We start from the raw sequence: 22951 nt of genomic DNA, 5'->3' as shown, positions 1-22951 counted from the left end.
GGGCGGGGGGATCAACTTTCCCCGTACAGGTCCCGCTGGGCCTTCTCCAGCTCCTCGGCATAGCGCCGCCGCGCATGGCTCTCGGTAATGAGCCCCAGCACCTCGCCATCGGGTGCCAGCACCGCCAGATCGTCCGCCACGCTCGCGTCGAAGGCTTCCAGCACGTCTGCGATCGTCATGTCGGGGGACAAGGCGGTATCAGCGAGCTTCGCCATGCTGCCGACCCGGTCGGTCGGTTCCGCCGAGGGGCTCCAAACGGCGGCGGTCTCGGCGATCCCCGCATAATGCTGCCTGGCATCGAGCAGGACGACCCGCTTGGTCGACCCCAGCGGGAAGCGTGCGCGGAAGCTTGCCACGTCGGTATCCGCTGCGATCGTCGCCACGTCGCGCCGCATCATGCGGGCGGCGGTGAGCGCGCGCACCCAGCCCACGTCGCGGCCGCTGCGCAGCGTCTCGCCGCGCAGGTGCAGGCGCCAGGTGGAGAAGCTGTAGCCGAACAGCTCGCGCACGATGGTGCTGGCGATCAGCGTCGCGGCGATGGTCACCCCGGTGATGCTGAAATCGTGCGTCACCTCCAGCACCAGCAGCGACATCGTCATCGGCCCGCCGACCACCGCCACCGCCAGCGCCGCCATGCCGACCACGGCGGCATCGTCCGGGGCGAGGTGGTGCAGGCCGGGCAGTTCGGCGAGCGCCAGCTGGTAGAAGCGGCCGAGCAGTGCGCCGAGGAACAGTGAGGCGAAGAAGAGGCCGCCGCGAAAGCCGAAGCCGAGCGACACCGCCGAGCTGAGCAGCTTGAGCAGGATCACCACGGCCAGCGACGCGATCGTCGCCTCCGCCGCGAGGTTGATGTCCAGCGCGCCATGCCCGCTAGACAGCACCTGCGGCGAGAGCAGCGCCAGCGGGACCATCAGCACGCCGCCGATCAGCGGCGCCCAGGCCGGGCGGATCGGGCTGCGGCGCACCCCGGCCTCGACGAGCGCCACCAGCCGCATCAAGGCGATGCCGAACCCCGCGCACAGCAGGCCGAGCAGGGCGTAGAGGAAGTAATCCGCCGTGCCGATCGGGTGCGCGCCGCCCGCGCTGATCACATAGGGATGGATGCCGAGCGTGCGCGCGATCAGCGCGGCGGTGAGCGAGGCGAGCACCACCGGCGCAACGATGGCGGGTGTGTAGGCGCCCAGCACGATCTCGAAGGCATAGAACGCCCCGGTCAGCGGCGCGCCGAACGCCGCGCCCAGCCCGGCACCGGCGCCCGCCGCCATCAGCGTGCGCAGGTCCGCACGCCGCAGCTTGAGCCGCTGGCCGAGCAGCGAGGCGAGGCCGCCGCCTGCCTGCGCATAGGCCGCCTCCAGCCCCACGGAGGCGCCGAAGCCGTTGGAAAGCAGCGTCTGGCCGACCACGGTGGCGGTGTCGCGCGCGGGGATGCGGCCGCCATGCAAGGCATTGGCCTCGACCACGTCGATCGTCTTGCGGCGGCGGAGCAGCCACAGCGTCAGGCCCAGCAGCGCCCCGCCGATCGGCAGGGCCAGCAGTCGCAAGGGCGCGATATGGCTGGCGGCGCTCAGATGCTCGCCCTGCGCGAGGCCGAACAGCACGCGCTGCATGCCGCGCGCCGTCTGGCCGATGACGATCGCGGCGATGCCCGCGACGGCGCCGACTCCGATCGCGAGCAGCAGGAACAGCAACGTGTTCGACCGGAACTGTCGCCGTAGCCCGTTGGCCGCGCGCACCGCGTGGAAGGTGGCGGGATGGCGCAGCGGGCGCATCGTGCGATCAGCCCTCGGGCGGGAGAGGCGCGTCCTCGGGCTTGTCGAGCTGCAGGCCGTGGCGGAGCAGCATGGGCACGTTGGCGATCGCGAACACCAGCGTGACCGGGATGACGATCCAGGTCTTGAAGAATACCCAGCGATCCCAGGTCAGCAGGTGCCGGGCGACTTCGTTGGCGATCGCCATCGCCACGAAGAACAGCGACCAGTTGATCGTCAGCAGCCGCCATCCCTTGGCGCTGAGCCCCGGATAGGCCGAGCCCAGCATCGTTTCCAGGAGCGGTTTGTCGGCGACCAGGCCATAACCGAGGATCACCGCGAACATCACATAGACGACGGTCGGCTTGATCTGGATGAAGGTCCGGTCGTGGAAATAGAGGGTCAGCCCGCCGAACACGAGCACCAGCACGCCGGTGATCCACAGCATCGGCGAGACGTGGCGGGTCTTCCACCAGGAAACCGCGATCGCCACCGCCATCGCGATCATGAAGGCGAGCGTCGCGGTCATGATGCGCTGGAGCTGGATGCCCGGCGCGAAGGCGTTGACCGCGAAGAACACGATCAGCGGACCGTAATCGAGCGCCATACGGAGACCGGCCGAGGCCTGGGGGCGGGGGGCTGCCTCAGCCATGGGCCACCTCGTCCACTCCGGCGATGATACGGGCGACTTCGAAGGCATCGAACCCGCGCAGATCGTCCACCTTCTCGCCTACGCCGATCGCGTGGATCGGCAGGCCGTATTTCTCGGCCGCGGCGACCAGCACGCCGCCGCGCGCGGTGCCGTCGAGCTTGGTCATGACGAGGCCGGTCACGCCCGCCACTTCCTTGAACACCTCGATCTGGTTGAGCGCGTTCTGGCCGGTGGTGGCATCCAGCACCAGCACCACGTCGTGCGGCGCGGCGGGGTTGAGGCGGCCGAGCACGCGGCGGACCTTGGCCAGCTCGTCCATCAGCTCGCGCTTGTTCTGCAGGCGGCCGGCGGTGTCGACGATCAGCACATCGGTACCGATCTCGGTCGCGCGCTTGACCGCTTCGAACACGATGCCGGCAGCGTCGCCGCCCTCGGCGCCCGAGACGATCGGCACGCCGATCCGCTCGGCCCAGGTACGCAGCTGGCCGATCGCGGCGGCGCGGAAGGTGTCGCCGGCGGCGACCATCACGCTGTAATCCTGGTCCACCAGCTGCTTGGCGAGCTTGGCGATGGTGGTGGTCTTGCCCGAACCGTTGACGCCGATGACGAGGATCACCTGCGGGCGCGGGAACGCCTCGATCTCGAGCGGCTTGGCGACCGGCTCCAGCACCTTGGCGACTTCCTCGGCGACGATCACGCGGATGCCGAGTTCTTCCAGGTTGCGCTCGAACTGCCCTTCGGCAAGCCGTGCGCGCACCTTGGCGGCGGTGGCGGGGCCGAGGTCCGAGGCGATCAGCGCCTCCTCGATCTCGTCCAGCGTCGCCTCGTCCAGCCGGGCGAGCGACAGGCCGGCGAGGTTGCCGAGCAGCCGATCCGACGTCTTGCGAAAGCCGCCGAGCAGCTTTTCGTGCCAGCTGGGTCCGCTCATGCGACCAGCATTCCGTCTTCGACGCGTGCAATCGTCACGTTCACCGTTTCTCCAGTCTTCCGGGGCGCGGTCAGCCGCACCTCGGCGAAATTTCCTGCATGGCCGCGGTCGCCCGGGCGCTCGACCAGCACCTGCTGGCGGCTGCCGACCAGGCTTTCCAGCCAGCGCGCCCGTTGCTCCGCCGCCGCCGCGCGCAGCCGGGCGGCGCGGTCGCGAATGGTGGCGTGCGCCACCTGCGGCATGCGCGCGGCGGGTGTGCCGGCGCGCGGGCTATAGGGGAAGATATGCGCATGCACCACGCCGCAATCGGCGATCAGGGCCCGCGTGTTCTCGAACATGCGATCGTCTTCGGTCGGGAAGCCGGCGATCAGGTCCGCGCCGATCGCGATGTCGGGGCGGGCGACGCGGAGGCGCTCGGCCAGCGCCACCGATTGGGCGCGGGCATGGCGGCGCTTCATCCGCTTGAGGATCATATCGTCGCCGGCCTGCAGCGACAGATGGACATGCGGCATCACGCGCGGCTCCTGGGTGAGCAGCGCGAACAGCCGATCGTCGACTTCGATCCCGTCGAGCGAGGATAGCCGCAGCCGCTGGAGGCGGGGCACATGGCGGAGGATCCGCTCCACGAGCGAGCCCAGCGTCGGCGCGCCGGGCAGGTCATGGCCGTAGCTGGTGAGGTCGACGCCGGTCAGCACCACCTCGCCATGCGCGTCGGCCAGCATCGCGATGCGATCGATCACCGCGCCGGCGGGCACCGAACGGCTGTTGCCGCGCCCGAAGGGGATCGCGCAGAAGGTGCAGCGATGGTCGCAGCCATTCTGTACCTCCACAAAGGCGCGTGCGTGGGTGGAGAAGCTGGCGGCGAGGTGGGGTGCCGTCTCGCGCACGGCGAGGATGTCCTGCACCTGCACCTTCGCGTCCGACGCCCAGGCCGCGGGCAGCAGCTTCTCGGCATTGCCGATCACCCGGTCGACCTCGGGCATCGCGGCGAAGGCGGCAGGATCGATCTGCGCCGCGCAACCGGTGACGACCAGCTCCGCCTCGGGGCGTTCGCGCCGCGCGCGGCGGATTGCCTGACGGGTCTGCTTGACCGCTTCGTTGGTCACCGCACAGCTGTTCACCACGATCGCATCGCGCTCGCCGAGCAGCGCACGGATCGACTCACCTTCGGCTAGGTTCAGCCGGCAACCCATGTTAAGGATAAGGGGCGAGGAGAGGGACATTGGCCAGCGATCTAAGGACGCCGACCGCAGAAGTCCAACACCAGGCCCGGCAGGTGCTGGCGTTCTGGTTTGACGCACTGCTGCCCGAACAATGGTTTCGCAAGTCCGACGGGCTCGATCGGGAGATCGCCGACCTGTTCGGCCCGGTGCGGGACGGCGTGTTGGAATGCGACGCCGAAGGCTGGGACGAGGAGCCCGAAACGCTGCTCGCCGCGGTGATCCTGCTCGACCAGTTCTCGCGGAACATCCATCGCGGCGCGGCCGAGGCCTTTGCCGGGGACGCGCTGGCGCAGCGGCTTTCCCGGTTGGCGGTGGAGCGCGGCTGGGACCGGCGCATGCCCAAGGAGCATCGCCAGTTCCTCTACATGCCGTTCGAACATGCCGAGGATGCCGAGCTACAGGCGCTCAGCCTGCGCTGCTTCGCCGGACTGGAGGACGAGGAGCTGCTCGCCTATGCCCGCGATCATGCCGCGGTGTTCCGCCGCTTCGGCCGCTTTCCGGGGCGCAACGCGGCGCTGGGGCGGATCTCTACGCCCGAAGAGCTTGCGTATCTCAGCCAGCCTGGCGCCGGCTGGTAGAATCCGTGGTGCTCGGCGGCGGACCCGGCTGAAGGATCAGCCGCCGCTCCGCGAGCAGCCGGCGGGCGCCCGCTACCGATAGCGGCCGGCCATAGTGCCAGCCCTGTGCCTTGGCGCAGCCCAGCGCGCGCAGCCGCTCCTCGATCGCCGCATCCTCTACCCCCTCGGCGGTGATCGGCAGATTGAGGCTTTCGCCCAGCCGCACGATCGCCTGGACGATGGCCGCGCTGTCGGCACTGTCGTGGATCGACAGGATGAAGCTCTTGTCGATCTTGATCCGGTCGAACGGCAGCGCACGGAGGTGCGCGAGCGAGGAATAGCCGGTACCGAAATCGTCCAGCGCAAGGCGCACGCCCTGGTTCTTCAGACTGCCGACGATCGACTGGGCGAGCGCCAGATTGTCGAACAGCGCGCTTTCGGTGACCTCCACTTCCAACCGGCTGGCGGGAAAGCCGGTCTCGGTCAGCACCTTGATGATTTTCTGCGCCAGCCAGGCATCGCGCAGCTGAACCGGCGAAATGTTGACCGAAAGGCTGATCCCCGGATCCCAGTCCCGTGCGGCATGAAAGGCCTGGCGCATGATCGACAGCGACAGGTCGCCGATCAGCCCGGTTTCCTCCGCCACGGGGATGAAGCGGTCGGGCGGGATCATGCCGTGATTGGGGTGCTCCCAGCGGGCCAGCACCTCGAAGCCGTGCAAACGGCCGCTCGCCAGATCCACCTGCTGTTCGAAATAGGGGACGATTTCCTGGTGCGGCACGGCGACACGCAGCCCGCTCTCCAGCGCGCTGCGGGCCTGAAGCGCCCGCTCCATTGCCGGGTCGAACCAGGCGAAGCGGTTGCGCCCCGCCTTCTGCGCCTGGTGCATCGCGATATCCGCGATGCGCAGCAGTGCCTCGACACCGGGACAGTCGAAGTCGGAACGTCCGATCCCCAGCGAGCATCCGGTGTGGAGCGGGATGCCGTCCACCTCGAACGGCTGGGCAAGGCGGGTGACGATTCGTTCGGCGATGCGCTCGACGGCGGCCGGGTCATCCGGATCGAACGGGAAGCCACAGGCGAATTCGTCGACGCCGAGCTTGCCGACCAGCGCCATCGGCGGCAGCGCGTCGACAATTTCCGCCGCGATGTAGCGGATCAGCAGGTCGCCCGTCTCGTGCCCATGGAGGTCGCTGATTGCCTTGAACCGGTCCAGGTCGAGCACGAGCATCGCCATCGCCTGGTGGCGACGCTGGGCGCGTGTGAACATCGCCGCGCCTTCCTGGATCAGGCTGTGACGGTTGAGGAAGCCGGTCAGCGGGTCGCGGCTGGCGAAGTGCTGGCTGCGGTCCGTGCCGCGCGCCCGTACCGCACGCGCCGAGAGCCGCCGACAGCAGAGCAGGATCAGGGCCAGGTTGAGAAGCTGCGCTCCGATCAGCCAGCCATCGGGCGCGTCCTTCTGGACGAAGAGCAGTGCGAGCACGCCGGTGATGCCCAGCGCGAGGACTGCCGATGCCAGCCCGGCGGCGCGGAAGATGGCGGCGTTGCGTTGCCGCCGCGCTCCATGCCGATCCTGTTGCTGGTCCCGCGTCATCGACGCAACTCGCCCTTCGTACTGAATACACCCTTCCATTCCACGCCAGTCGTGTAGATCGCGTTAAATCCTTCGTAGTTGCTTTCGCGCGCCGCTGCCGCTAAGGGGACCCACCGTTCCTCCGTGGACGCAGGACATATGCCACCCCAAGGGGTGACGCCGGCCGACGAGGTTTCGTCCGCCGGCGTGTTTTGCGTTTGGTGGGACAGAGGCTGAATTTGGAGTGACCTGGGCATCATGTTCGAGAGTTTGAGCGATCGGCTGGGCGGCGTCTTCGAGCGCCTGCGCGGACGTGGCGCGCTCGCCGAGGCCGATGTCCGGACCGCGATGCGCGAAGTGCGCGTGGCGCTGCTGGAAGCGGACGTCGCGCTGCCCGTCGCCCGCGAATTCGTCGACAAGGTAACCGAGCAGGCCGTCGGCCAGCAGGTGCTGCGGTCGGTTACGCCGGGGCAGCAGGTCGTCAAGATCGTCCATGACGCACTGGTCGACATGCTGGGCGCCGATACCGCCGAACTGCATATCGACGTCACGCCGCCGGCGGTGATCATGCTCGTCGGCCTCCAGGGCTCCGGCAAGACCACCACCACCGCCAAGCTTGCCAAGCTGCTGAAGAAGCAGGGCAAGAAGGTGATGATGGCGTCGCTGGACGTCAATCGTCCGGCCGCGCAGGAACAGCTCGCCGTGCTCGGCACCCAGACCGAAGTGGCGACGCTGCCGATCGTCACCGGTCAGCAGCCGGTCGAGATCGCCCGCCGGGCGCTCCAGTCGGCGAAGCTCCAGGGCTTCGACGTGGTGATGCTCGATACCGCCGGCCGACTGCACGTCGACCAGGCGCTGATGGACGAGATGAAGGCCGTGGCCGACATCTCGAAGCCCCAGGAAATCCTGCTCGTCGTCGACTCGCTCACCGGCCAGGACGCGGTCAACGTCGCCAGCAACTTCTCCGCGCAGGTGCCGCTGACCGGCGTGATCCTGACCCGTATGGACGGCGATGCGCGCGGCGGCGCGGCGCTGTCGATGCGCGCGGTCACCGGCCAGCCGATCAAGTTCGCCGGCATGGGCGAGAAGCTCGACCAGATCGAGCCGTTCCACCCGAAGCGCGTCGCCGGCCGCATCCTCGGCATGGGCGACGTGGTCAGCCTGGTCGAGCGCGCCGCGGCGTCGATCGAGCAGGAAGACGCCGAGCGCATGGCGAACCGGCTCGCCAAGGGCCAGTTCGACATGAACGACCTGCGCGCGCAGCTGGCGCAGATGCGCAAGATGGGCGGCATCGGCGCGCTGGCGGGGATGATCCCCGGCATGAAGAAGGCGCAGGCCGCGGTCGACCAGGTCGGCGGCGACAAGGTGCTGATCCGCATGGACGCGATCATCGGTTCGATGACGCCCAAGGAGCGCGCCAAGCCCGAGCTGCTCAACGCCAAGCGCAAGATCCGCATCGCCAAGGGCAGCGGGTTGACCGTTCAGGACGTTAACAAGCTCATCAAGATGCATCAGGAGATGCAGACCGCGATGAAGCGCCTGAAGAAGATGGGCGGCCTGAAGGGCATGCTCGGCATGCTCGCCAAGGGCGGTCCGGGCGGCGGCATGGGCGGCATCGGCAATGCCCTGGGCGGCGCCGAGATGGGCGAGATGATGGACAAGGTGGGCGCCGGCCTGCCGGGTCTGCCGGGCGGTGCCAAGCTGCCGCCGGGCTTCGAGAATTTGCTGAAGAAGAAGTAACTTAACTCAATTTTTTTCAATCGTATCTCTAGAAGGAAGTGAAGTAGAATGGCTCTCTCCATGCGTCTGTCGCGCGGCGGCTCCAAGAAGCGCCCGTACTACCGGATCGTCGTTGCCGACGCCCGTGCGCCCCGCGACGGCAAGTTCATCGAGAAGATCGGCACCTACAACCCGCTGCTCGCCAAGGATTCGCCCGAGCGCGTGAAGCTGGACGGCGAGCGTGCCAAGTACTGGCTGAGCGTCGGCGCGCAGCCGACCGACCGCGTCCTCCGCTTCCTCGACGCGGCTGGCGTCAAGGAGCGTGCGGCCCGCAACAACCCGAACAAGGCGGTTCCGGGCGAGAAGGCCAAGGAGCGCGCCGAGGAGCGTGCCGAGAAGGCCAAGGCAGCCGCCGAAGCCGCTGCCGCGCCGGCCGAAGAGGCTGCCGAGGCCTGAGGCTGAACGTCCCTCCCGTTTTTGGCGGGAGGGACGGTTCGTGCGTCGCTGCATCCCATCATGGCAGAACCTTCCGCTCCCTCGACCCGCGGCGATCGCCCGGTGACGCTTGCCGCCGTGATCGGCGCGCACGGCATCGCCGGCGAGGTGCGGCTGAAGGTGTTCGCCGAGGATCTGGCGGCGCACAAAAGCTTCAACGGCGGCAAACTGACGCTCAAGTCGGTGCGCGGGGGATCCAACGGCGTGATCGCCCGCTTCGCCGAAGTGGCGGACCGCAATGCCGCCGAGGCACTGCGCGGCACCGAACTCACGGTGCCGCGCTCCGCCCTCCCGCCGCTGGGCGAGGGCGAATATTACCATATCGACCTGCTCGACCTGCCGGTGGTGGGCGAGGACGGGGCGTCGATCGGCCGCGTCGTCGCGATCGACGATTACGGCGCGGGGGACGTGATCGAGATCGAGCGGCCCGACGGCAAGCGCTTCATGGTGCCGATGCGGCCCGAGGCGGTGCCTGTCTGGGATGACGAGAAACTCGTCGTTGCCGCCACGTTCGTCGAGTAACGCTCGACAGTTATTTCCCAGTGTGCTACTGGGAAATCAATGCAAGCGCCTCTTGGCCCGCATGAACCGCTCGCCGACCATCCGGTCTGGACGGCGCTCTCCCGTTACATTGTCGGCCCCGAAGACGCGGCACTGCCGTTCGTCGAGCGGCTGGCGCGCGAAAATGGCTGGCGCCGCGATCATGCCGAGCGGGTCTTCGAGGAATATCGCCGTTTCTGCTTCCTGGCGGTGACCTGCGGCCACATCGTCACGCCCTCCGACGCGATCGACCAGGCCTGGCACCTGCACCTCACCTATACGCGGGATTATTGGGAGCGCTTCTGCCCGCAGGTGCTGGGCCGGCCGCTGCATCACGGCCCCACCGCGGGCGGCGCCGAAGAGCGGCACCGATTCTTCCAACATTATGCCGAAACGCTGCGCAGCTATGAACGCGTCTTCGGCCCGCCGCCCGCGGATCTGTGGCCCGACGCGGCGCGGCGGCTGACCCAGGACCACAAGGCGCGCCGCGTGCACCCGCGCGATGCCTTTATCGTGCCGCGCAGGCACGTTGCCGTCGCCATCGGCCTGTTTGGGCTGGTGCTGGCTGCGGCGGGTATTGGTGCGTTGCTCCTCGGGAGTGGATGAACATGGCACTCGGACCCTTCGATCTTTCGGGCGGGCCGTTTCTCTTTCTATACGCCGCGCTCTTCGTGCTGGCCTGGATCGCGAGCATTCGCGTCGCGCAGGCGCTGCGGCCTGAAGGGCGGCGCGCATCACCCATCGACGATACCGAAATCGCAGTGCTGGCCGGCGGCCTGCCGCGCTACAGCGAAGTGCTCGCCGCAGAACTGGTCGCGGCGGGCCATCTCGTCGTCGATCGGAAGCAACTCTTGTCGCTCGCGGCAGATGCGCCTGCAACGCCTGCGGTGCGCACGCTGAGAGCGCTCCCGCTTCCGCTGCGCTGGCATGCCGTCGATCGCGCGCTGGGAGATCTCGGCCGCGCGATCCAGGTGCGGCTGATCGATCGGGGATTGCTGCTGGCGGCGGGCGAGGCGTGGCGCCTGCGCATCGCCCAGGCGCTGCCCTTCGTCCTGCTCGCCGGCTTTGGCCTGATCAAGCTGGGCATCGGTGAGGCGCGAGGGCGGCCAGTGGGCTTCCTTGTCATCGCGCTGATCGTCACCGTGATGGTGGCGGTGATCCGCTTTGGCGGGCTCGACACGCGCACCCGCGCAGGCCAGGCCATATTGGCGGAAGCGCGGCGGCGGCACGAGCGGCTGCGTCGGGCGCCCGCCACCGGGGAAGTCGGGTTGGGCGTGGCGTTGTTCGGCACGGTGGTGCTGGTCGGCTCGGGCTGGGAGGACCTGCATCGCCTCCGCAGCTCAGGCAGCGATGGCGGCGCTGCCGGCAGCGACGGCGGCAGCGGCTGTGAAAGTGGCGGGTGCGGTGGCGGCGGGTGCGGTGGGTGCAGCAGCTAGACAACAGCATGGCACCTCGCGCTACCGCCACAGCGGCGTCTCGGCGTCGAGTGCGTTGCGGATCGTCGTCGCCGCGACACCGGCTTCGCCCATGGCATGGCTGATCTGGTCGAGCCCCCTGGCGACATCGCCGGCGGCGAACAGGCCGGGGAGGGAGGTGCGCTGGTGATCGTCCACCTCCAGGCACCCGCTGTCGTCCGCGCGGGCGCCAGCCTCCACCGCCAGCTCGGAGCGGATGTGCGAACCCAATGCGGGGTAGAGGCTGTCGAAGGCCAGGCGGCCTGCTGCCGTGGAGAGCGCGAGTTGCTCTCTCTCGATCGCCCACTCGGTTGCAGGCCCCTCCACCAGATGCACGTCTGCGGCCGCCAACCGGGCAAGCTGGTCCGGCGGCAGGTCGTGGCGGTGCGGGGCGATCAGCGTGACATCCCGCGTGAAGCTGCGCACGAACAGCGCTTCGCGCGCGCCGTGCTCGCCGGTGCCGTAGACCGCGACTCGCCGATCGGTGACTTCATAGCCGTCGCACACCGGGCAATAGCGGATCCGGCCCTCTGCCAGCGCGATGTCGTGGAGTGCATCCGGCATAGGGGGGCGATGGTTGACGACGCCGGTCGCGAGCAGCACCGAGCGCGCTGCAAGTTGGCGGTCGCCGACGCGGACCGCAAAGCCATGGTCCAGCACCCGCAGCCCGGTGACCTTCGCGGCTTCCCGAACGGTGCCGTAGCGCTCCGCCTGCGCGCGCATGGCGGCGAGCAGGTCGAGGCCGGAGATGCCTTCCGGATAGCCGGCATGATTATGGGTGCAGGGGATCAGCGCGGCGCGACTGGAGCCGCAATCGAACAGCCGGATGTTGAGGTGATAGCGGCTGAGGTAGATGGCTGCCGTCAGCCCCGCCGGACCGCCGCCGATGATGATGCAATCGTCCATGGCGCGCCAGCGCTTGGGGCTTGCGGCAGGTTCCCCGATCCGGTGTAGGGCAGGGCATGGCCGTGCCCGACTATCTGCTCGATACCTGCGTCTGCATCCGGCTGTTGCGAGGTGGTGGTGCGCCGGTCGCGCGGCGGATCGCGGCGGCGCAGCCGGGCGCGATCGCCATGTCGGCGATCAGCCTCGCCGAACTGGCAGGCGGGGCGGGGGGCGCGCTCGATGTGCTCCTCGAACGGCTTCCGGTTCTGGCATTCGATGCGACGGCGGCGCGTCGCCTGCCTGCAGCGCGCGCCGCGCGTGGCCGCCACGACCGGCTGATTGCGGCGCATGCGCTGTCGTTCGGGGCGACGCTGGTGACACACAATGTCCGCGATTTCCGCGGCGTGCCGGGCCTTCGGATCGAGGACTGGTTCTGACGGCGTTGCGGTTCTCCGGCGATTGTATATACGGCGTGTATATACGGAGGCCGCTCATGGGCGAGGAATATCGCGCCAGGATCTTCAAGTCGGGCAATTCGCTGGCCCTGCGCCTGCCCAAGGCACTCGGCCTGAAGGAAGGCGCCGAAGTGATCCTCCGCGAGGAACGCCGCGGCTTCTCGGTAGAGCCGGTGGATAGCGAGGAGACGATCGACCTTACCGGTGTCGCGGGCGCGCTCCCTTGGCTGAAACCGATCGCGCCCGAGGATCGTGAGATCGAGGAGCGCGAACTCGACTGGGAAGGGCGCAGGCTGCGGCGCGATGGCTGAACCCCGCTTTCTTCTCGATACGAACATCTGCATCTATATCCTCAATGATGCGCTGGCTCCGGCGGCACAGGCCGTCGCGGGGCAGGCCAAAGGAAGCGTGGTCAGTTCCACGATCGTGCTGGCAGAGGTCATGCGGGGCGTACCGAGCGGCGATGCTGCCGGCAGGTTGGTCGTCGAGCGGTTTTTCCGGCTTGTGGAGCCACTGCCCTTCGACGCTGCCGCGGCCGCGGCCTATGCCCGGCTGCCGTTCCGCCACGCACGGCTGGACCGGCTGATCGCCGCACAGGCGCTCGCCGCCGGGCTGACGCTGATTACCAACAACGAACGGGATTTCGCCGACATCCCCGACCTCAGAATCGAGAACTGGACGCTGTGACCTTCGCTGCCACCATCGTGACGCTGTATCCGGAGATGTTTCCCGGGCCGCTGGGCATCTCGCTCGCCGGGCGGGGCCTGCGTGAGGGGCTCTGGTCGCTCGACACCGTGCAGATCCGCGACTTCGCCACCGACAAGCATCGCTCGGTCGACGATACGCCGGCCGGGGGCGGGGCGGGGATGGTGCTGCGCGCGGATGTCGTGGCGTCGGCGATCGACAGCGTTGCGCGCAGCGGGCGTCCCCTGCTCGCCATGACACCGCGCGGGCGGCCGCTGACCCAGGAGCGGGTGCGGGACCTGGCGGCGGGCCCGGGCGCGATCGTGCTCTGCGGGCGCTTCGAAGGGTTTGACGAGCGCATCTTCGACGCGCGCGCGATAGAGGAAGTCTCGATCGGCGATTACATCCTTTCGGGTGGCGAGATGGCGGCGCTGACGCTGCTCGATGCTTGCATTCGCCTCGTTCCCGGCGTAATGGGCGCGGCTTCCAGCGGTATGGACGAGAGCTTCGAAACGGGGCTGCTCGAATATCCGCAATATACCCGACCTGTCGAATGGGAAGGGCGCACGATCCCCGAAGTGCTGCGATCGGGGGATCATGCGAGGATCGAAGCCTGGCGCAGAGCCATGGCGGAGACCGATACACGGCTAAGGAGGCCGGATCTGTGGGAGCGCCACGAGGGCGCTCGGGTCCAGTCTCCCTCTGGCGCGCGGCGAAAACATGGGACTGACTGAGATGAACCTCATCCAGACGCTCGAGGCCGAGCAGATTGCCAAGTTCAACGAAGCCAAGAAGATTCCGGAATTCCGCCCGGGCGACACCGTCCGCATCGGTGTGAAGGTCGTCGAAGGCGATCGTACCCGCGTGCAGAACTTCGAAGGCGTGTGCATCGCCCGCTCGAACAAGGGCATGGGTTCGAACTTCACCGTCCGCAAGATCTCGTTCGGTGAAGGTGTGGAGCGCGTGTTCCCGCTCTATTCGCCGAACATCGATTCGATCGAGGTCGTGCGTCGCGGTGTCGTGCGTCGTGCGAAGCTCTACTATCTGCGTGGTCGTACCGGTAAGTCGGCGCGTATCGCCGAGCGCCGCGACACCCGCACCGAGGCGCAGGCCGCCGAATAAGGCTGGTCTTCCCAAACACAGGAAAGGGCGTGCGGACCTTGCGGTTCGCGCGCCCTTTCTTTTTGCTCCCGCTGGAGGCGGGCTGTCCCTGTTCCAGCAACGCGTGGGCGAGCAAGCTTTTCCAGTCGCCACCCGGTGGGTGCCGGAAACCAGCGATGCTTCGGCGCGCTGGGCCTGCGGAAAAGGAAAGGGCGCGATCCCGCCGGGAACCGCGCCGCATCTTCGTTGCTGGACCAGGGAGTATGCGCCGTCAGGCGGCTGCGCGTACCAGATTGTTCTGCAGCAGTGCCCGGCCGCGGGCGGTGAGCGCCGCATCGCGTACTTCGGGGCCGCCGATGCCGATCAGCAGCGCTTCATAGGCGAGCAGTCCGCGATCGCACAGGCCCTGAACGGCCGCGATGAAGGCGTGGTGCCGATCCAGCGTAGTACCGAGACCCAGCCTGTTGGGACTTAGTGTCGCACTGCCGGGCCAGCTACGCTGCAGTTCGCTGGCAATCGCGTTGATGCAGCGCGGATCGAGTGCGCCAAGCGCCTCGCCCCCTTCCCCGCTCATCGACATCATGTCCTCCCTCCGCACATGGTTCGCATGCAAACGCGCCGGCCCGATGGGGCCTCCGCCCACATCCAGCCTCTGCTTCATCGTGCATGTATCAGAACCACGCCCGCGACCCTCGGCCGGTTCCGCAACATTTCTAAACAGCACCCCGTCCGAATCGGTATTTCCGTGTCCGTGACGTTGCTGTGGTGCATCATTTACGTCAGTCGGCAAATTTTGCCTAGACATGGTTTGAAGGCGAAACGAATTCACCGGTTGATAACTTTTCCGCCGCCGTCTCGATCTGGAACAGGATAGGGGGGCGCGCGCGCCCCGCGGCAACTGGTACTATTCCGTACTCCCCGGATTTCCGCGAGTCGCCTAGGTACCCTATCGTTGGTATCCGGGGTGTTTATGTCGCGTTGTTGTATCGAGACCTTGGCGACTGTTAACCAGTCCGAAGGCAATTCTGCTGGCGCCATGTTCCCGGCCGAGCAGCGCATCGCGCGCGCCGCGGTCGCGCTGCTGCGCGGCGACGTGGCGGTGCTGCGGCGGGGATCGCGCTTCGTGATGGCGGCGGCGGACGGAGTGGAGGCCGGCGAAAGCGCCCGCCGGTTGGCCGATCCGATGGATGCCCTCCACCTCGGCTATCGCAGCCAGATCTCGGTGCCGCTGTGGCGCGAGGGGCGCCGGGTGGGCACGCTGGCCGTGCTGGGCCGCCGGGAACGCCGCTTCAATGGGGCCGACATCGCGCTGCTGCGCGCATTGGCCGGCAGGGTCGACCAGCATCTCGCGAGCGTGCACTGATAGCGCGTCGGACCGGCACGTGCCGGGTCAGTGCGCGAGATCGCCTTCCGCTGCGAGCATGGCGCGGCCGCGTGCCGTCAGTGCCGCATCGATGACCATCGGCCCTTCGGCGTTGAAGACCAGCGCCTCGTAGGACAGAAAGCCCGAGTCGCTGAGCGACTCCACCATCGCCAGGAAAGTGGCGATCGAGTCCTTGTCGCGACCAAGCCCGACATCTGCCGGCGTCAGCAGCGTCGATCCCGGCCAGCGCTGCTGCAACAGCCGTGCAACGGACTCCACCGGAACATCCCTGGGCATCCTGGCACGAGGGTCCAACGGCATGCGGAAACTACTCCTCCGCGATCAGATGCGCCCGCTTCGCAACCGATCGATGTTCCGTCTCTTGCGAACGGTGCGTGAACGCCATCTTAACATGATTCCGCACCGCGTCGAGATAATAACTGCGCAAACGTGAAGGTTTGTTGCGGTGCAAGGTTGTGGCGCATTTTCAATCATTTGTGGTGACGCCACATAAGGTGGCGGGGGGAAGGGCGCCCTTTGGGGCGAGCGGCCCGCCAGCATCGCCTTGGCCCTTTACGGGCGGCGGGAGGGCGGTACACCATGCGCCACCGGCCGTCGGGCGCCGGGAAGGCGGAGTGTTGGATGCGAAAATGGATGCTGGGCGTTACCGGGGTGGCGATTGCGACGGGAATGGGCATGGCTGAGGCCCCAGCGCAGGCGCAGACCGCGCAGCCGCTGACACTGCAGCGCATCTTCGCGAGCCCGTCGCTGGACGGTCCCGCACCCCGCGCGGTGCAGCTCTCGCCGGACGGCAAGTATCTGACGCTGCTGCGGAACCGCGACGAGGATCGCGAGCGCTACGATCTCTGGGCGATGGATACCGCCAACGGCCAATGGCGCATGCTGGTCGATTCGAAGAAGCTGGGTTCGGGCGCCGAACTCTCCGAAGCGGAGAAGATGCAGCGCGAGCGAGCGCGCATCGGCGGTACCAAGGGCATCATCAGCTATGACTGGGCGCCGGACGGCCGCTCGATCCTGGTTCCGCTGGACGGCGAGCTGTTCCGCGCGCGGCTGACGGGCGAAATCGACAAGCTGCCGGCGGCGGCGGGACCCAAGCTCAACGCCGCGATCAGCCCGGCCGGCAAGTTCGCCAGCTATGTGCAGGACCAGAATCTTGTCGTGATGGACCTGGCCAGCGGCAAGGCGACGCGGGTGACCTCGGATGGTGCGGGTACGGTGCACTGGGGCGAGGCGGAATTCGTGGCGCAGGAGGAAATGGCCCGGAGCGACGGCTATTGGTGGGCGCCGAACGACGCCTATGTCGCGGTCGAGCGGTTCGACGAGGCGCCGGTAGGCATCGTCACCCGCGCCGCGATCGGGGCCGAGGGCACCAGCATCGTCCAGCAGCGCTATCCCAAGGCGGGGACGCCCAATGCCCTGGTCGAGCTCTATGTGCTCGAACCGACCGGGCAGAAGCGGGTCAAGGTCGATCTCGGGCCGGACCGCGACATCTACCTGGCTCGCGTCGACTGGTCGGCGGACGGCAAGACCCTGTATGTCCAGCGGCAGAACCGCGCGCAGACCCAGCTCGACCTGCTCGCCGTCGATCCCGCGACCGGCACCGCGCGCGTGCTGTTCAGCGAGAAGGCGGCGGCCAAGAGCTGGATCAACCTCAGCTACGGGCTGAAGCCGCTCGACGACGGCAGCCTGCTCTGGTGGTCGGAGCGGGACGGGCACGGCCATCTCTATCGCTGGCAGGCGGGCAGCTTCACCCAGCTGACCAGGGGCGCCTGGGAAGTCGCGCCCGACGGCATCAGCGTCGACCAGAAACGCGGTCGCCTCTATTTCCAGGGCAACAAGGACGACCCGCTCGAGCGGCACCTCTACTGGATCGATTATCGCAAGCCGGGCACGATCACCCGCCTCACCGAGCGGGGATGGTGGAACACGGCCAGCATGGATGCCAGCGGCACCCGCGCGATCGTCAGCCGTTCGAACGTCAACCAGCCCCGCCAGGTCTATCTCGCCGATGCGGACGGCAAGCGGATCGCCTGGGTACAGGAGAACGCGGTCAGCGATCCCAAGCACCCGTACAATGCCCATGTCTCGGCCCATCGCGAGCGGACCTTCGGCACGATCAAGGGCCCGGACGGCACCGAACTGCACTGGGAGATGATCACGCCCAAGCTGGAGCCCGGCAAGCGCTACCCCGTGTTCTTCCAGCATTATGGCGGTCCGCATGTGCAGACGGTCAGCCGCGCCTGGGGTGGCGCGCTCCAGCAATATCTGGTGCAGCACGGCTATATCTGGTTCCAGATCGACAATCGCGGTTCCGCCAACCGGGGCGTCGCGTTCGAGAGCGCGATCTGGCAGGCGATGGGCAGCGTGGAAGTGCAGGACCAGCTGGCCGGCGCCGCCTATCTCAAGACGCTGCCGTTCGTCGATCCGAAGCGGATCGCCATCTATGGCTGGTCCTATGGCGGCTACATGACGCTCAAGATGCTGGAGGCGGCGCCGGGTAGCTTCGCCGCCGGCATCTCCGGCGCGCCGGTGACCAAGTGGGAACTTTACGACACCCATTATACCGAACGCTACATGGGCGATCCGCGCCAGGTGCCGGAGGCATACAAGGCCTCGAGCACGCTGGGCGATGCGGGCAGGATTGCGGACCCGCTGCTCATGATCCACGGCATGTCCGACGACAATGTCGTGCTCGACAACGGCACGGCGATGTATGCCGCGCTCCAGCAGCAGAAGGTGCCGTTCGAGATGATGCTGTATCCGGGGCAGACGCACCGTGTCGGCGGCCCCGGCATCAGCGAACATCTGTGGGGCACGATCCTCAATTTCCTGGATCGCTCGCTGGCCAAGTGAGCGATCGCCTCTAGACCGTTACGTAGAAGACCGAGGGGCGCGCCGGCACAGCATGGCGCGCCCCTTTTCTATAATGCGCTGGTGGAATATCTGCGCGCCTTTTGAGGCGCCTAGGAGGAATTGACCGTGCACTTCCTGGCCAACCTCAAAATTCAATTCAAGATCATAATGATGCTGGGCCTGCTTGGCATCGTGACGCTGGGTGTCGCCTGGTATGGCGGCAGCAAGATGCGCATGATCGACGCGCAATATTCGGAACTTACCGATGTTGAAATGCCGGACACGGCCAAGCTGATCCGCGTCAACCGGCTGAGCAACGCGATGATGTACGCGGCCTACAAGACGCTGGTGTATGACGGACGCTCCGCACAGGCCAAGGCCGCCGCGGCAGAGGAATTGGCGTCGTACAAGCAGGCGGTTCAATATATAAACGAAGTCAGCGCCACGGAGAAGGACGCCGCTGCCGAGCTCGCGCCGCTCCGCGCGCGCCTCGATGCGGTGCAGGAGGTGGTCGTCCCGGCGCTTGAAAAGGGGCTGGCCAACAGCGAAGATGAGGCGCGGGCACTGCTGGCCAAGGCGGACGAACGGGCCGTCACGTTCACGACGGGGATGAAAGAGTATAACGATCGTCGCGTCGCCGACGCCACGAAGGAATCCGATCGACTTTCGGCGAGTGCGACAGCGGCCGGCACGGCGCTGTTGCTGGTGGCGCTATGTGCGGTTGCGGGCAGCTTGGGCCTCGCCTTCTTCGTCACGCGGTCGCAGATCGCCGGGCCGCTCGACCGCTTGCAGGATGCGATGCGCGGGCTTGCCGGCGGCAACCATCAGATCGACATTCCTGGCACCGAGCGCGCCGATGAAGTCGGCGGGATGGCCAAATCGGTGCTGGTCTTCAAGGAAGCGGCGCTGCGTCAGGACGAATTGACCGAGGCTAAGAAGCGCGCGGAAGCCGCGCAGGCGCTCGTCGTCGAAACGCTCGAGGATCGCCTGGCCAAGCTGGCCAGCGGCGACCTGACCGCTGTCATCGATTCCCGCTTCGATCCGGAGTATGAAGGGCTGAAGCAGAACTTCAACGCCGCCGTCGCCGCGCTGCGCGAACTGATCGCCGCGGTGATCGAGAGCGCCGAGACGATCTCCACCGGCTCGGCGGAGATCGCCCAGGCCAGCGAGGATCTCGCCCGCCGCACCGAGGGCGCCGCCGCCAGCCTGGAAGAAACCTCCGCGGCCGTCAGCGAGATGGACCAGCGGATCAAGGCGACCGCGGCCGCGGCCACCAAGACGGTCGAGCGCGCCACGGGTGCCATCGAAGTGGTGGATTCGGGTCGCAGCGTGGCGGACGAGGCGATGCAGGCGATGACCCGCGTTTCCGAAAGCGCCAAGGGTATCGACAATGTGATAGAGGGTCTCGACAAGATCGCCTTCCAGACCCGGGTTCTCGCGATGAACGCCGCGGTGGAGGCCGGCCGTGCCGGCGAGGCGGGCCGCGGCTTCGCGGTGGTCGCCGATCTCGTCTCCGCGTTGGCGATGCGCGCCGAGGAAGAGGCCGGCCGCGCCCGCGACCAGTTGACCGCCACCCAGACCGACATCAATGCCGCGGTGGACATGGTGCGCCGCGTCGACAGCGCGCTCGGCGCGATCGTGGGCGACGTCAACGAAGTCCACTCGCTGCTGGAGGTGATGGCCAAGGACAACCAGGTCCAGGCATCGGCCGTCACCCAGGTGGCGACGGCGGTGAACAGCATCGACCAGACCACCCAGCAGAACGCGGCGATGGTGGAAGAGACTTCCGCCGCCGCGCGCAACCTGACCTCCGAGGTTGCCTCGCTCAGTGAGCAGGCCTCGCGCTTCAATGCCGGCGATCGCGGCGGTCGCAAGCCAGTCCGCTCCCGCGTTCATGCAATGCCGGTCGCGTCCACCCCGGCGCATGCCGCCACGGTCACCTCGGTCCGCCAGACCAGCGCGGAAGTCGAGGAATGGGCCAGCTTCTGATCGTGCAGAAATGACATTCGACGGAAGGTCGCCTGCGGGTTAGTTTCGCCCCCGGTCAGCAATCGGGGGCGGGCATGGCGGCAGAGGGTCGGACGGAACTTGCGCCGGTGGCAGGCAAGGCACGGATCGACGTGTTGGATATTCTGCGCGGTCTGGCCATCCTCGGCATCTTTTTCATGAACATCCCGTTCCAGGGGCAGACGGTACTTGCCGATCTCGGCAAGCCGCAGATCATCGGCTGGACCGCGCTCGACCGGAGCAGCTGGTCCTTCGTGCAGGTCGCACTCGAAGGCACGCAGCGGGGCGTTCTCGAAATCCTGTTCGGCTGCGGGTTGATGGTGCTGGCGGCCCGGGCGATGCAGCCCGACGGCCCGGTCGCAGTGGCGGACCTCTACGTGCGACGCACCCTCTGGCTCCTTGGTTTCGGCCTGCTCGATCTGTTCGTCGTGCTGTGGACCGGCGACATCCTCCATATCTACGCGCTGGCCGCGCTTTTCCTGTTCCCGTTCCGCCTGCTCGGGCCGCGGCTGTTGCTGGGCCTGGGATCGCTCTTCGCGCTGGTGATGATGGCGACGGCGGTGCCGACCTATCTGGAGCGCAGCGCGCTGGTCGCCGCCATGCCCGCCATCGAGAAGAAGGTCGCGGCGCACCAGCCGCTCACCAAGGAAGAGCAGGCCAGGCAGCAGGACTGGCGCAAACTGCTCGAGCGTCGCGCCGGGGGCGGGGAGCAGGTGAAGCAGATCCGCGAGATGGAGAAGAAGGGCTATAGCGGCAGCTGGGTCGCCTATGCCGGGATGAGCATCGGCTTCTATCTCACCTTCATGCTGCCGCAGCTGGGGATGAGCGTTGCCGAGGCGTTTTCGATGATGCTGATCGGCATCGCGCTGTGGAAATGGCAGGTGGTGCAGGGCGGGCGCAGCACGCGCTTCTACCTGCTGCTGATGCTGGGCTGCTATCTACCGGGCCTGCTGGCGCGGGCGATCGGCGTGCAGGAGATACTGTCCCCCACGCCCGTCCCCCATAGCGGCTGGATCACCGAGGAGCCGGCACGCATCCTCGTCTCCATCGGCCATGTCGCGCTGGTCAACCTGGTGGTGCGCAGCCGGGTGGGGCAGGCGGTCCTGTCGCCGTTCAAGGCGGCGGGACGAACGGCCTTCTCGCTCTATTTTCTCCAGCAGATCATCGGCATCTACCTGCTGTTCGCGCCCTGGGGGCTGGGGCTTTGGGGGAAGCTCAGCTGGAGCGGCCTCTACGGGGTGGCGCTGGCGGTGCTGGCGTTCGAGCTGGTCGTCGCCAATCTGTGGCTGCGCGTCTTCGCGATGGGGCCGATGGAATGGGCGTGGCGCTCGCTCGCCTATATACGCCGGCAGCCGTTTCGGCGCGGGCGAGGTGCAGCCTTGGAACCCACCCTCGCCACGGCATGAAATTGCGTAAAAAGGGGCTCGCCACGCAAGCATGTTTCTGCTAGCGGCCACAACCATGCTTCGAAAACGCGCCACTATCACGCGAATTACGCCGCGCCCGTAATCGGGCGCGATAGCTGCGCTTGTGCAGCGAAGCAGCGGAATGCAGGTGCATTCCACCTTTCATCTCCACTACAGAGCATCCGCGCCCGCTCCCGGCTGGCGTGAGCAAGAAAGAGGTACAAATGGGCTACCGTGTCGTCGTCGCAGGCGCCACCGGCAATGTCGGTCGCGAAATGCTCAACATCCTGGCCGAGCGGGAATTCCCGATCGACGATCTCGCCGTGCTGGCGTCGTCGCGCTCGACCGGCGACATGGTGGACTTCGGCGAGACGGGCAAACAGTACAAGGTCCAGAACATCGAGCATTTCGATCCCACCGGCTGGGACATGGCGCTGTTCGCCATCGGATCCGAAGGCAGCGCGATCTACGCGCCCAAGTTCGCCGCCGCCGGCTGCACGGTGATCGACAATGCCTCGCTCTACCGCATGGACCCGGACATTCCGCTGATCGTGCCGGAAGTGAACCCGGAGGCGATCGACGGCTACAAGGCGCGCAACATCATCGCCAACCCGAACTGCTCGACCGCGCAGATGGTGGTGGCGCTCAAGCCGCTGCACGATGCCGCCAAGATCAAGCGCGTGGTGGTCGCGACCTACCAGTCGGTCTCCGGCGCAGGCAAGGCGGGCATGGACGAGCTGTTCAACCAGAGCCGCGCGATCTTCGTCGGCGACCAGGTCGAGCCGTCCAAGTTCACCAAGCAGATCGCGTTCAACGTGATCCCGCACATCGACAGCTTCCTCGACGACGGCTCGACCAAGGAGGAGTTCAAGATGGTCGCCGAAACCAAGAAGATCCTCGATCCCAAGGTGAAGGTGACCGCGACCTGCGTGCGCGTGCCGGTGTTCGTCGGCCATTCGGAAGCGATCAACATCGAGTTCGAGAACGAGATCTCGGCCGAGGAAGCGCAGAATATCCTGCGCGAGGCGCCGGGCATCATGCTGGTCGATAAGCGCGAGAATGGCGGCTACGTCACCCCGATCGAGTGCGTCGGCGAGTATGCGACCTATGTCAGCCGCGTGCGCGAGGATTCGACGGTGGAGAACGGCCTGTCGCTGTGGTGCGTCTCGGACAATCTCCGCAAGGGCGCGGCGCTCAACGCGGTGCAGATCGCGGAACTGCTGGGCCGCCGCCACCTGCAAAAGGCGTAAGGGGAGCAGGGCGGCGCGACGGTGCCGCCCTTTCTTC

General features: G+C 67.3%; 24 protein-coding genes. 16 read left to right on the top strand and 8 right to left on the bottom strand.

Features of this window, described 5'->3' with window-relative positions; genetic code table 11:
• Positions 1 to 11: 11 nt before the first annotated feature.
• From KK7_RS0103660 to mtaB, 4 genes are read right to left on the bottom strand one after another with little or no spacing between them, the layout of a single operon-like run.
• Positions 12 to 1769 carry a chloride channel protein gene (locus KK7_RS0103660; RefSeq protein WP_010543288.1) on the bottom strand — a complete coding sequence of 586 codons (1758 nt, stop codon included), beginning with the start codon at positions 1767 to 1769 and terminating at the stop codon, positions 12 to 14.
• A gap of 7 nt (positions 1770 to 1776) precedes the next feature.
• On the bottom strand, positions 1777 to 2355 hold the full coding sequence (gene ispZ, locus KK7_RS0103655; RefSeq protein WP_010543287.1) for a septation protein IspZ: 579 nt from the start codon (positions 2353 to 2355) through the stop codon (positions 1777 to 1779).
• Positions 2356 to 2392: 37 nt separating this feature from the next.
• Positions 2393 to 3328, bottom strand: a complete 936-nt coding sequence (gene ftsY / locus KK7_RS0103650; RefSeq protein ID WP_010543286.1) for a signal recognition particle-docking protein FtsY — start codon at positions 3326 to 3328, stop codon at positions 2393 to 2395.
• Positions 3325 to 4521 (bottom strand): tRNA (N(6)-L-threonylcarbamoyladenosine(37)-C(2))-methylthiotransferase MtaB, encoded by a 1197-nt coding sequence (gene mtaB, locus KK7_RS0103645; RefSeq protein WP_420186395.1) that lies wholly within the window; start codon positions 4519 to 4521, stop codon positions 3325 to 3327. Before mtaB ends, ftsY begins: the two co-directional genes overlap by 4 nt.
• 29 nt (positions 4522 to 4550) lie before the next feature.
• Here mtaB and KK7_RS0103640 point away from each other — a divergent pair, with 29 nt between their 5' ends.
• Complete coding sequence (locus KK7_RS0103640; RefSeq protein WP_010543284.1) at positions 4551 to 5129, top strand: DUF924 family protein; 579 nt, start codon at positions 4551 to 4553, stop codon at positions 5127 to 5129.
• Here KK7_RS0103640 and KK7_RS0103635 read toward each other — a convergent pair.
• On the bottom strand, positions 5104 to 6702 hold the full coding sequence (locus tag KK7_RS0103635) for a putative bifunctional diguanylate cyclase/phosphodiesterase (protein WP_010543283.1): 1599 nt from the start codon (positions 6700 to 6702) through the stop codon (positions 5104 to 5106). The two genes, KK7_RS0103640 and KK7_RS0103635, sit on opposite strands and share 26 nt — an antisense overlap.
• Positions 6703 to 6939: 237 nt before the next feature.
• On the opposite strand from KK7_RS0103635, the gene ffh reads away from it, so the two are divergent.
• The 5 genes from ffh to KK7_RS0103610 are packed head-to-tail and all read left to right on the top strand — an operon-like array spanning position 6940 to position 10871.
• On the top strand, positions 6940 to 8421 hold the full coding sequence (ffh, locus tag KK7_RS0103630) for a signal recognition particle protein (protein WP_010543282.1): 1482 nt from the start codon (positions 6940 to 6942) through the stop codon (positions 8419 to 8421).
• A 48-nt stretch (positions 8422 to 8469) separates the two neighbouring features.
• Positions 8470 to 8856, top strand: coding sequence for a 30S ribosomal protein S16 (gene rpsP / locus KK7_RS0103625; RefSeq protein WP_029622744.1), 387 nt, complete (start codon positions 8470 to 8472; stop codon positions 8854 to 8856).
• A gap of 60 nt (positions 8857 to 8916) precedes the next feature.
• Positions 8917 to 9417 (top strand): ribosome maturation factor RimM, encoded by a 501-nt coding sequence (gene rimM / locus KK7_RS0103620; RefSeq protein WP_029622742.1) that lies wholly within the window; start codon positions 8917 to 8919, stop codon positions 9415 to 9417.
• A 39-nt stretch (positions 9418 to 9456) separates the two neighbouring features.
• The gene (locus KK7_RS0103615; protein WP_010543279.1) at positions 9457 to 10041 is read left to right on the top strand and encodes a glycine-rich domain-containing protein; all 585 of its coding nucleotides are present in this window, start codon (positions 9457 to 9459) and stop codon (positions 10039 to 10041) included.
• A 2-nt stretch (positions 10042 to 10043) separates the two neighbouring features.
• Positions 10044 to 10871, top strand: coding sequence for a TIGR04222 domain-containing membrane protein (locus KK7_RS0103610; RefSeq protein ID WP_051121238.1), 828 nt, complete (start codon positions 10044 to 10046; stop codon positions 10869 to 10871).
• A 21-nt stretch (positions 10872 to 10892) separates the two neighbouring features.
• Here the strand turns inward: KK7_RS0103610 and KK7_RS0103605 are convergent, their stop codons facing one another.
• Positions 10893 to 11795 (bottom strand): NAD(P)/FAD-dependent oxidoreductase, encoded by a 903-nt coding sequence (locus KK7_RS0103605; RefSeq protein ID WP_010543277.1) that lies wholly within the window; start codon positions 11793 to 11795, stop codon positions 10893 to 10895.
• A 56-nt stretch (positions 11796 to 11851) separates the two neighbouring features.
• Between KK7_RS0103605 and KK7_RS0103600 the strand changes: the two genes are divergently transcribed.
• From KK7_RS0103600 to rplS, 5 genes are read left to right on the top strand one after another with little or no spacing between them, the layout of a single operon-like run.
• Positions 11852 to 12211: a PIN domain-containing protein gene (locus KK7_RS0103600; protein WP_010543276.1), complete on the top strand. Its 360-nt coding sequence runs from the start codon at positions 11852 to 11854 to the stop codon at positions 12209 to 12211.
• A 56-nt stretch (positions 12212 to 12267) separates the two neighbouring features.
• Complete coding sequence (locus KK7_RS0103595) at positions 12268 to 12540, top strand: AbrB/MazE/SpoVT family DNA-binding domain-containing protein (RefSeq protein ID WP_010543275.1); 273 nt, start codon at positions 12268 to 12270, stop codon at positions 12538 to 12540.
• Positions 12533 to 12916 (top strand): type II toxin-antitoxin system VapC family toxin, encoded by a 384-nt coding sequence (locus KK7_RS0103590; RefSeq protein ID WP_010543274.1) that lies wholly within the window; start codon positions 12533 to 12535, stop codon positions 12914 to 12916. Before KK7_RS0103595 ends, KK7_RS0103590 begins: the two co-directional genes overlap by 8 nt.
• Positions 12913 to 13647 carry a tRNA (guanosine(37)-N1)-methyltransferase TrmD gene (gene trmD / locus KK7_RS0103585; protein ID WP_010543273.1) on the top strand — a complete coding sequence of 245 codons (735 nt, stop codon included), beginning with the start codon at positions 12913 to 12915 and terminating at the stop codon, positions 13645 to 13647. The genes KK7_RS0103590 and trmD overlap by 4 nt, the downstream gene beginning before the upstream one ends.
• A 1-nt stretch (position 13648) precedes the next feature.
• Positions 13649 to 14035, top strand: coding sequence for a 50S ribosomal protein L19 (gene rplS / locus KK7_RS0103580; protein ID WP_010543272.1), 387 nt, complete (start codon positions 13649 to 13651; stop codon positions 14033 to 14035).
• 250 nt (positions 14036 to 14285) lie between these two features.
• Here rplS and KK7_RS0103575 read toward each other — a convergent pair whose 3' ends face one another.
• Positions 14286 to 14588, bottom strand: a complete 303-nt coding sequence (locus KK7_RS0103575; protein ID WP_237709124.1) for a hypothetical protein — start codon at positions 14586 to 14588, stop codon at positions 14286 to 14288.
• Positions 14589 to 15008: 420 nt separating this feature from the next.
• Between KK7_RS0103575 and KK7_RS20045 the strand changes: the two genes are divergently transcribed.
• Positions 15009 to 15377, top strand: coding sequence for a GAF domain-containing protein (locus tag KK7_RS20045; protein ID WP_237709123.1), 369 nt, complete (start codon positions 15009 to 15011; stop codon positions 15375 to 15377).
• A gap of 27 nt (positions 15378 to 15404) precedes the next feature.
• Here the strand turns inward: KK7_RS20045 and KK7_RS0103565 are convergent, their stop codons facing one another.
• A complete protein-coding gene (locus tag KK7_RS0103565) occupies positions 15405 to 15656 on the bottom strand; it encodes a hypothetical protein (protein WP_010543269.1) in 252 nt (83 codons plus the stop codon).
• A gap of 417 nt (positions 15657 to 16073) precedes the next feature.
• On the opposite strand from KK7_RS0103565, the gene KK7_RS0103555 reads away from it, so the two are divergent.
• From KK7_RS0103555 to KK7_RS0103540, 4 genes are all read left to right on the top strand, one after another.
• Positions 16074 to 18251, top strand: coding sequence for a S9 family peptidase (locus KK7_RS0103555; protein ID WP_237709122.1), 2178 nt, complete (start codon positions 16074 to 16076; stop codon positions 18249 to 18251).
• A 171-nt stretch (positions 18252 to 18422) separates the two neighbouring features.
• Positions 18423 to 20240, top strand: coding sequence for a methyl-accepting chemotaxis protein (locus tag KK7_RS0103550; RefSeq protein ID WP_237709121.1), 1818 nt, complete (start codon positions 18423 to 18425; stop codon positions 20238 to 20240).
• A gap of 74 nt (positions 20241 to 20314) precedes the next feature.
• Positions 20315 to 21664 (top strand): DUF418 domain-containing protein, encoded by a 1350-nt coding sequence (locus tag KK7_RS0103545; RefSeq protein ID WP_010543266.1) that lies wholly within the window; start codon positions 20315 to 20317, stop codon positions 21662 to 21664.
• A 224-nt stretch (positions 21665 to 21888) separates the two neighbouring features.
• Positions 21889 to 22914, top strand: a complete 1026-nt coding sequence (locus KK7_RS0103540; protein ID WP_010543265.1) for an aspartate-semialdehyde dehydrogenase — start codon at positions 21889 to 21891, stop codon at positions 22912 to 22914.
• Positions 22915 to 22951 lie beyond the last annotated feature (37 nt).

Origin of the sequence: Sphingomonas elodea ATCC 31461, assembly GCF_000226955.1 — a bacterium.
GTDB lineage: Bacteria > Pseudomonadota > Alphaproteobacteria > Sphingomonadales > Sphingomonadaceae > Sphingomonas > Sphingomonas elodea.
This window is presented reverse-complemented; position numbering and strand designations above follow the sequence as displayed.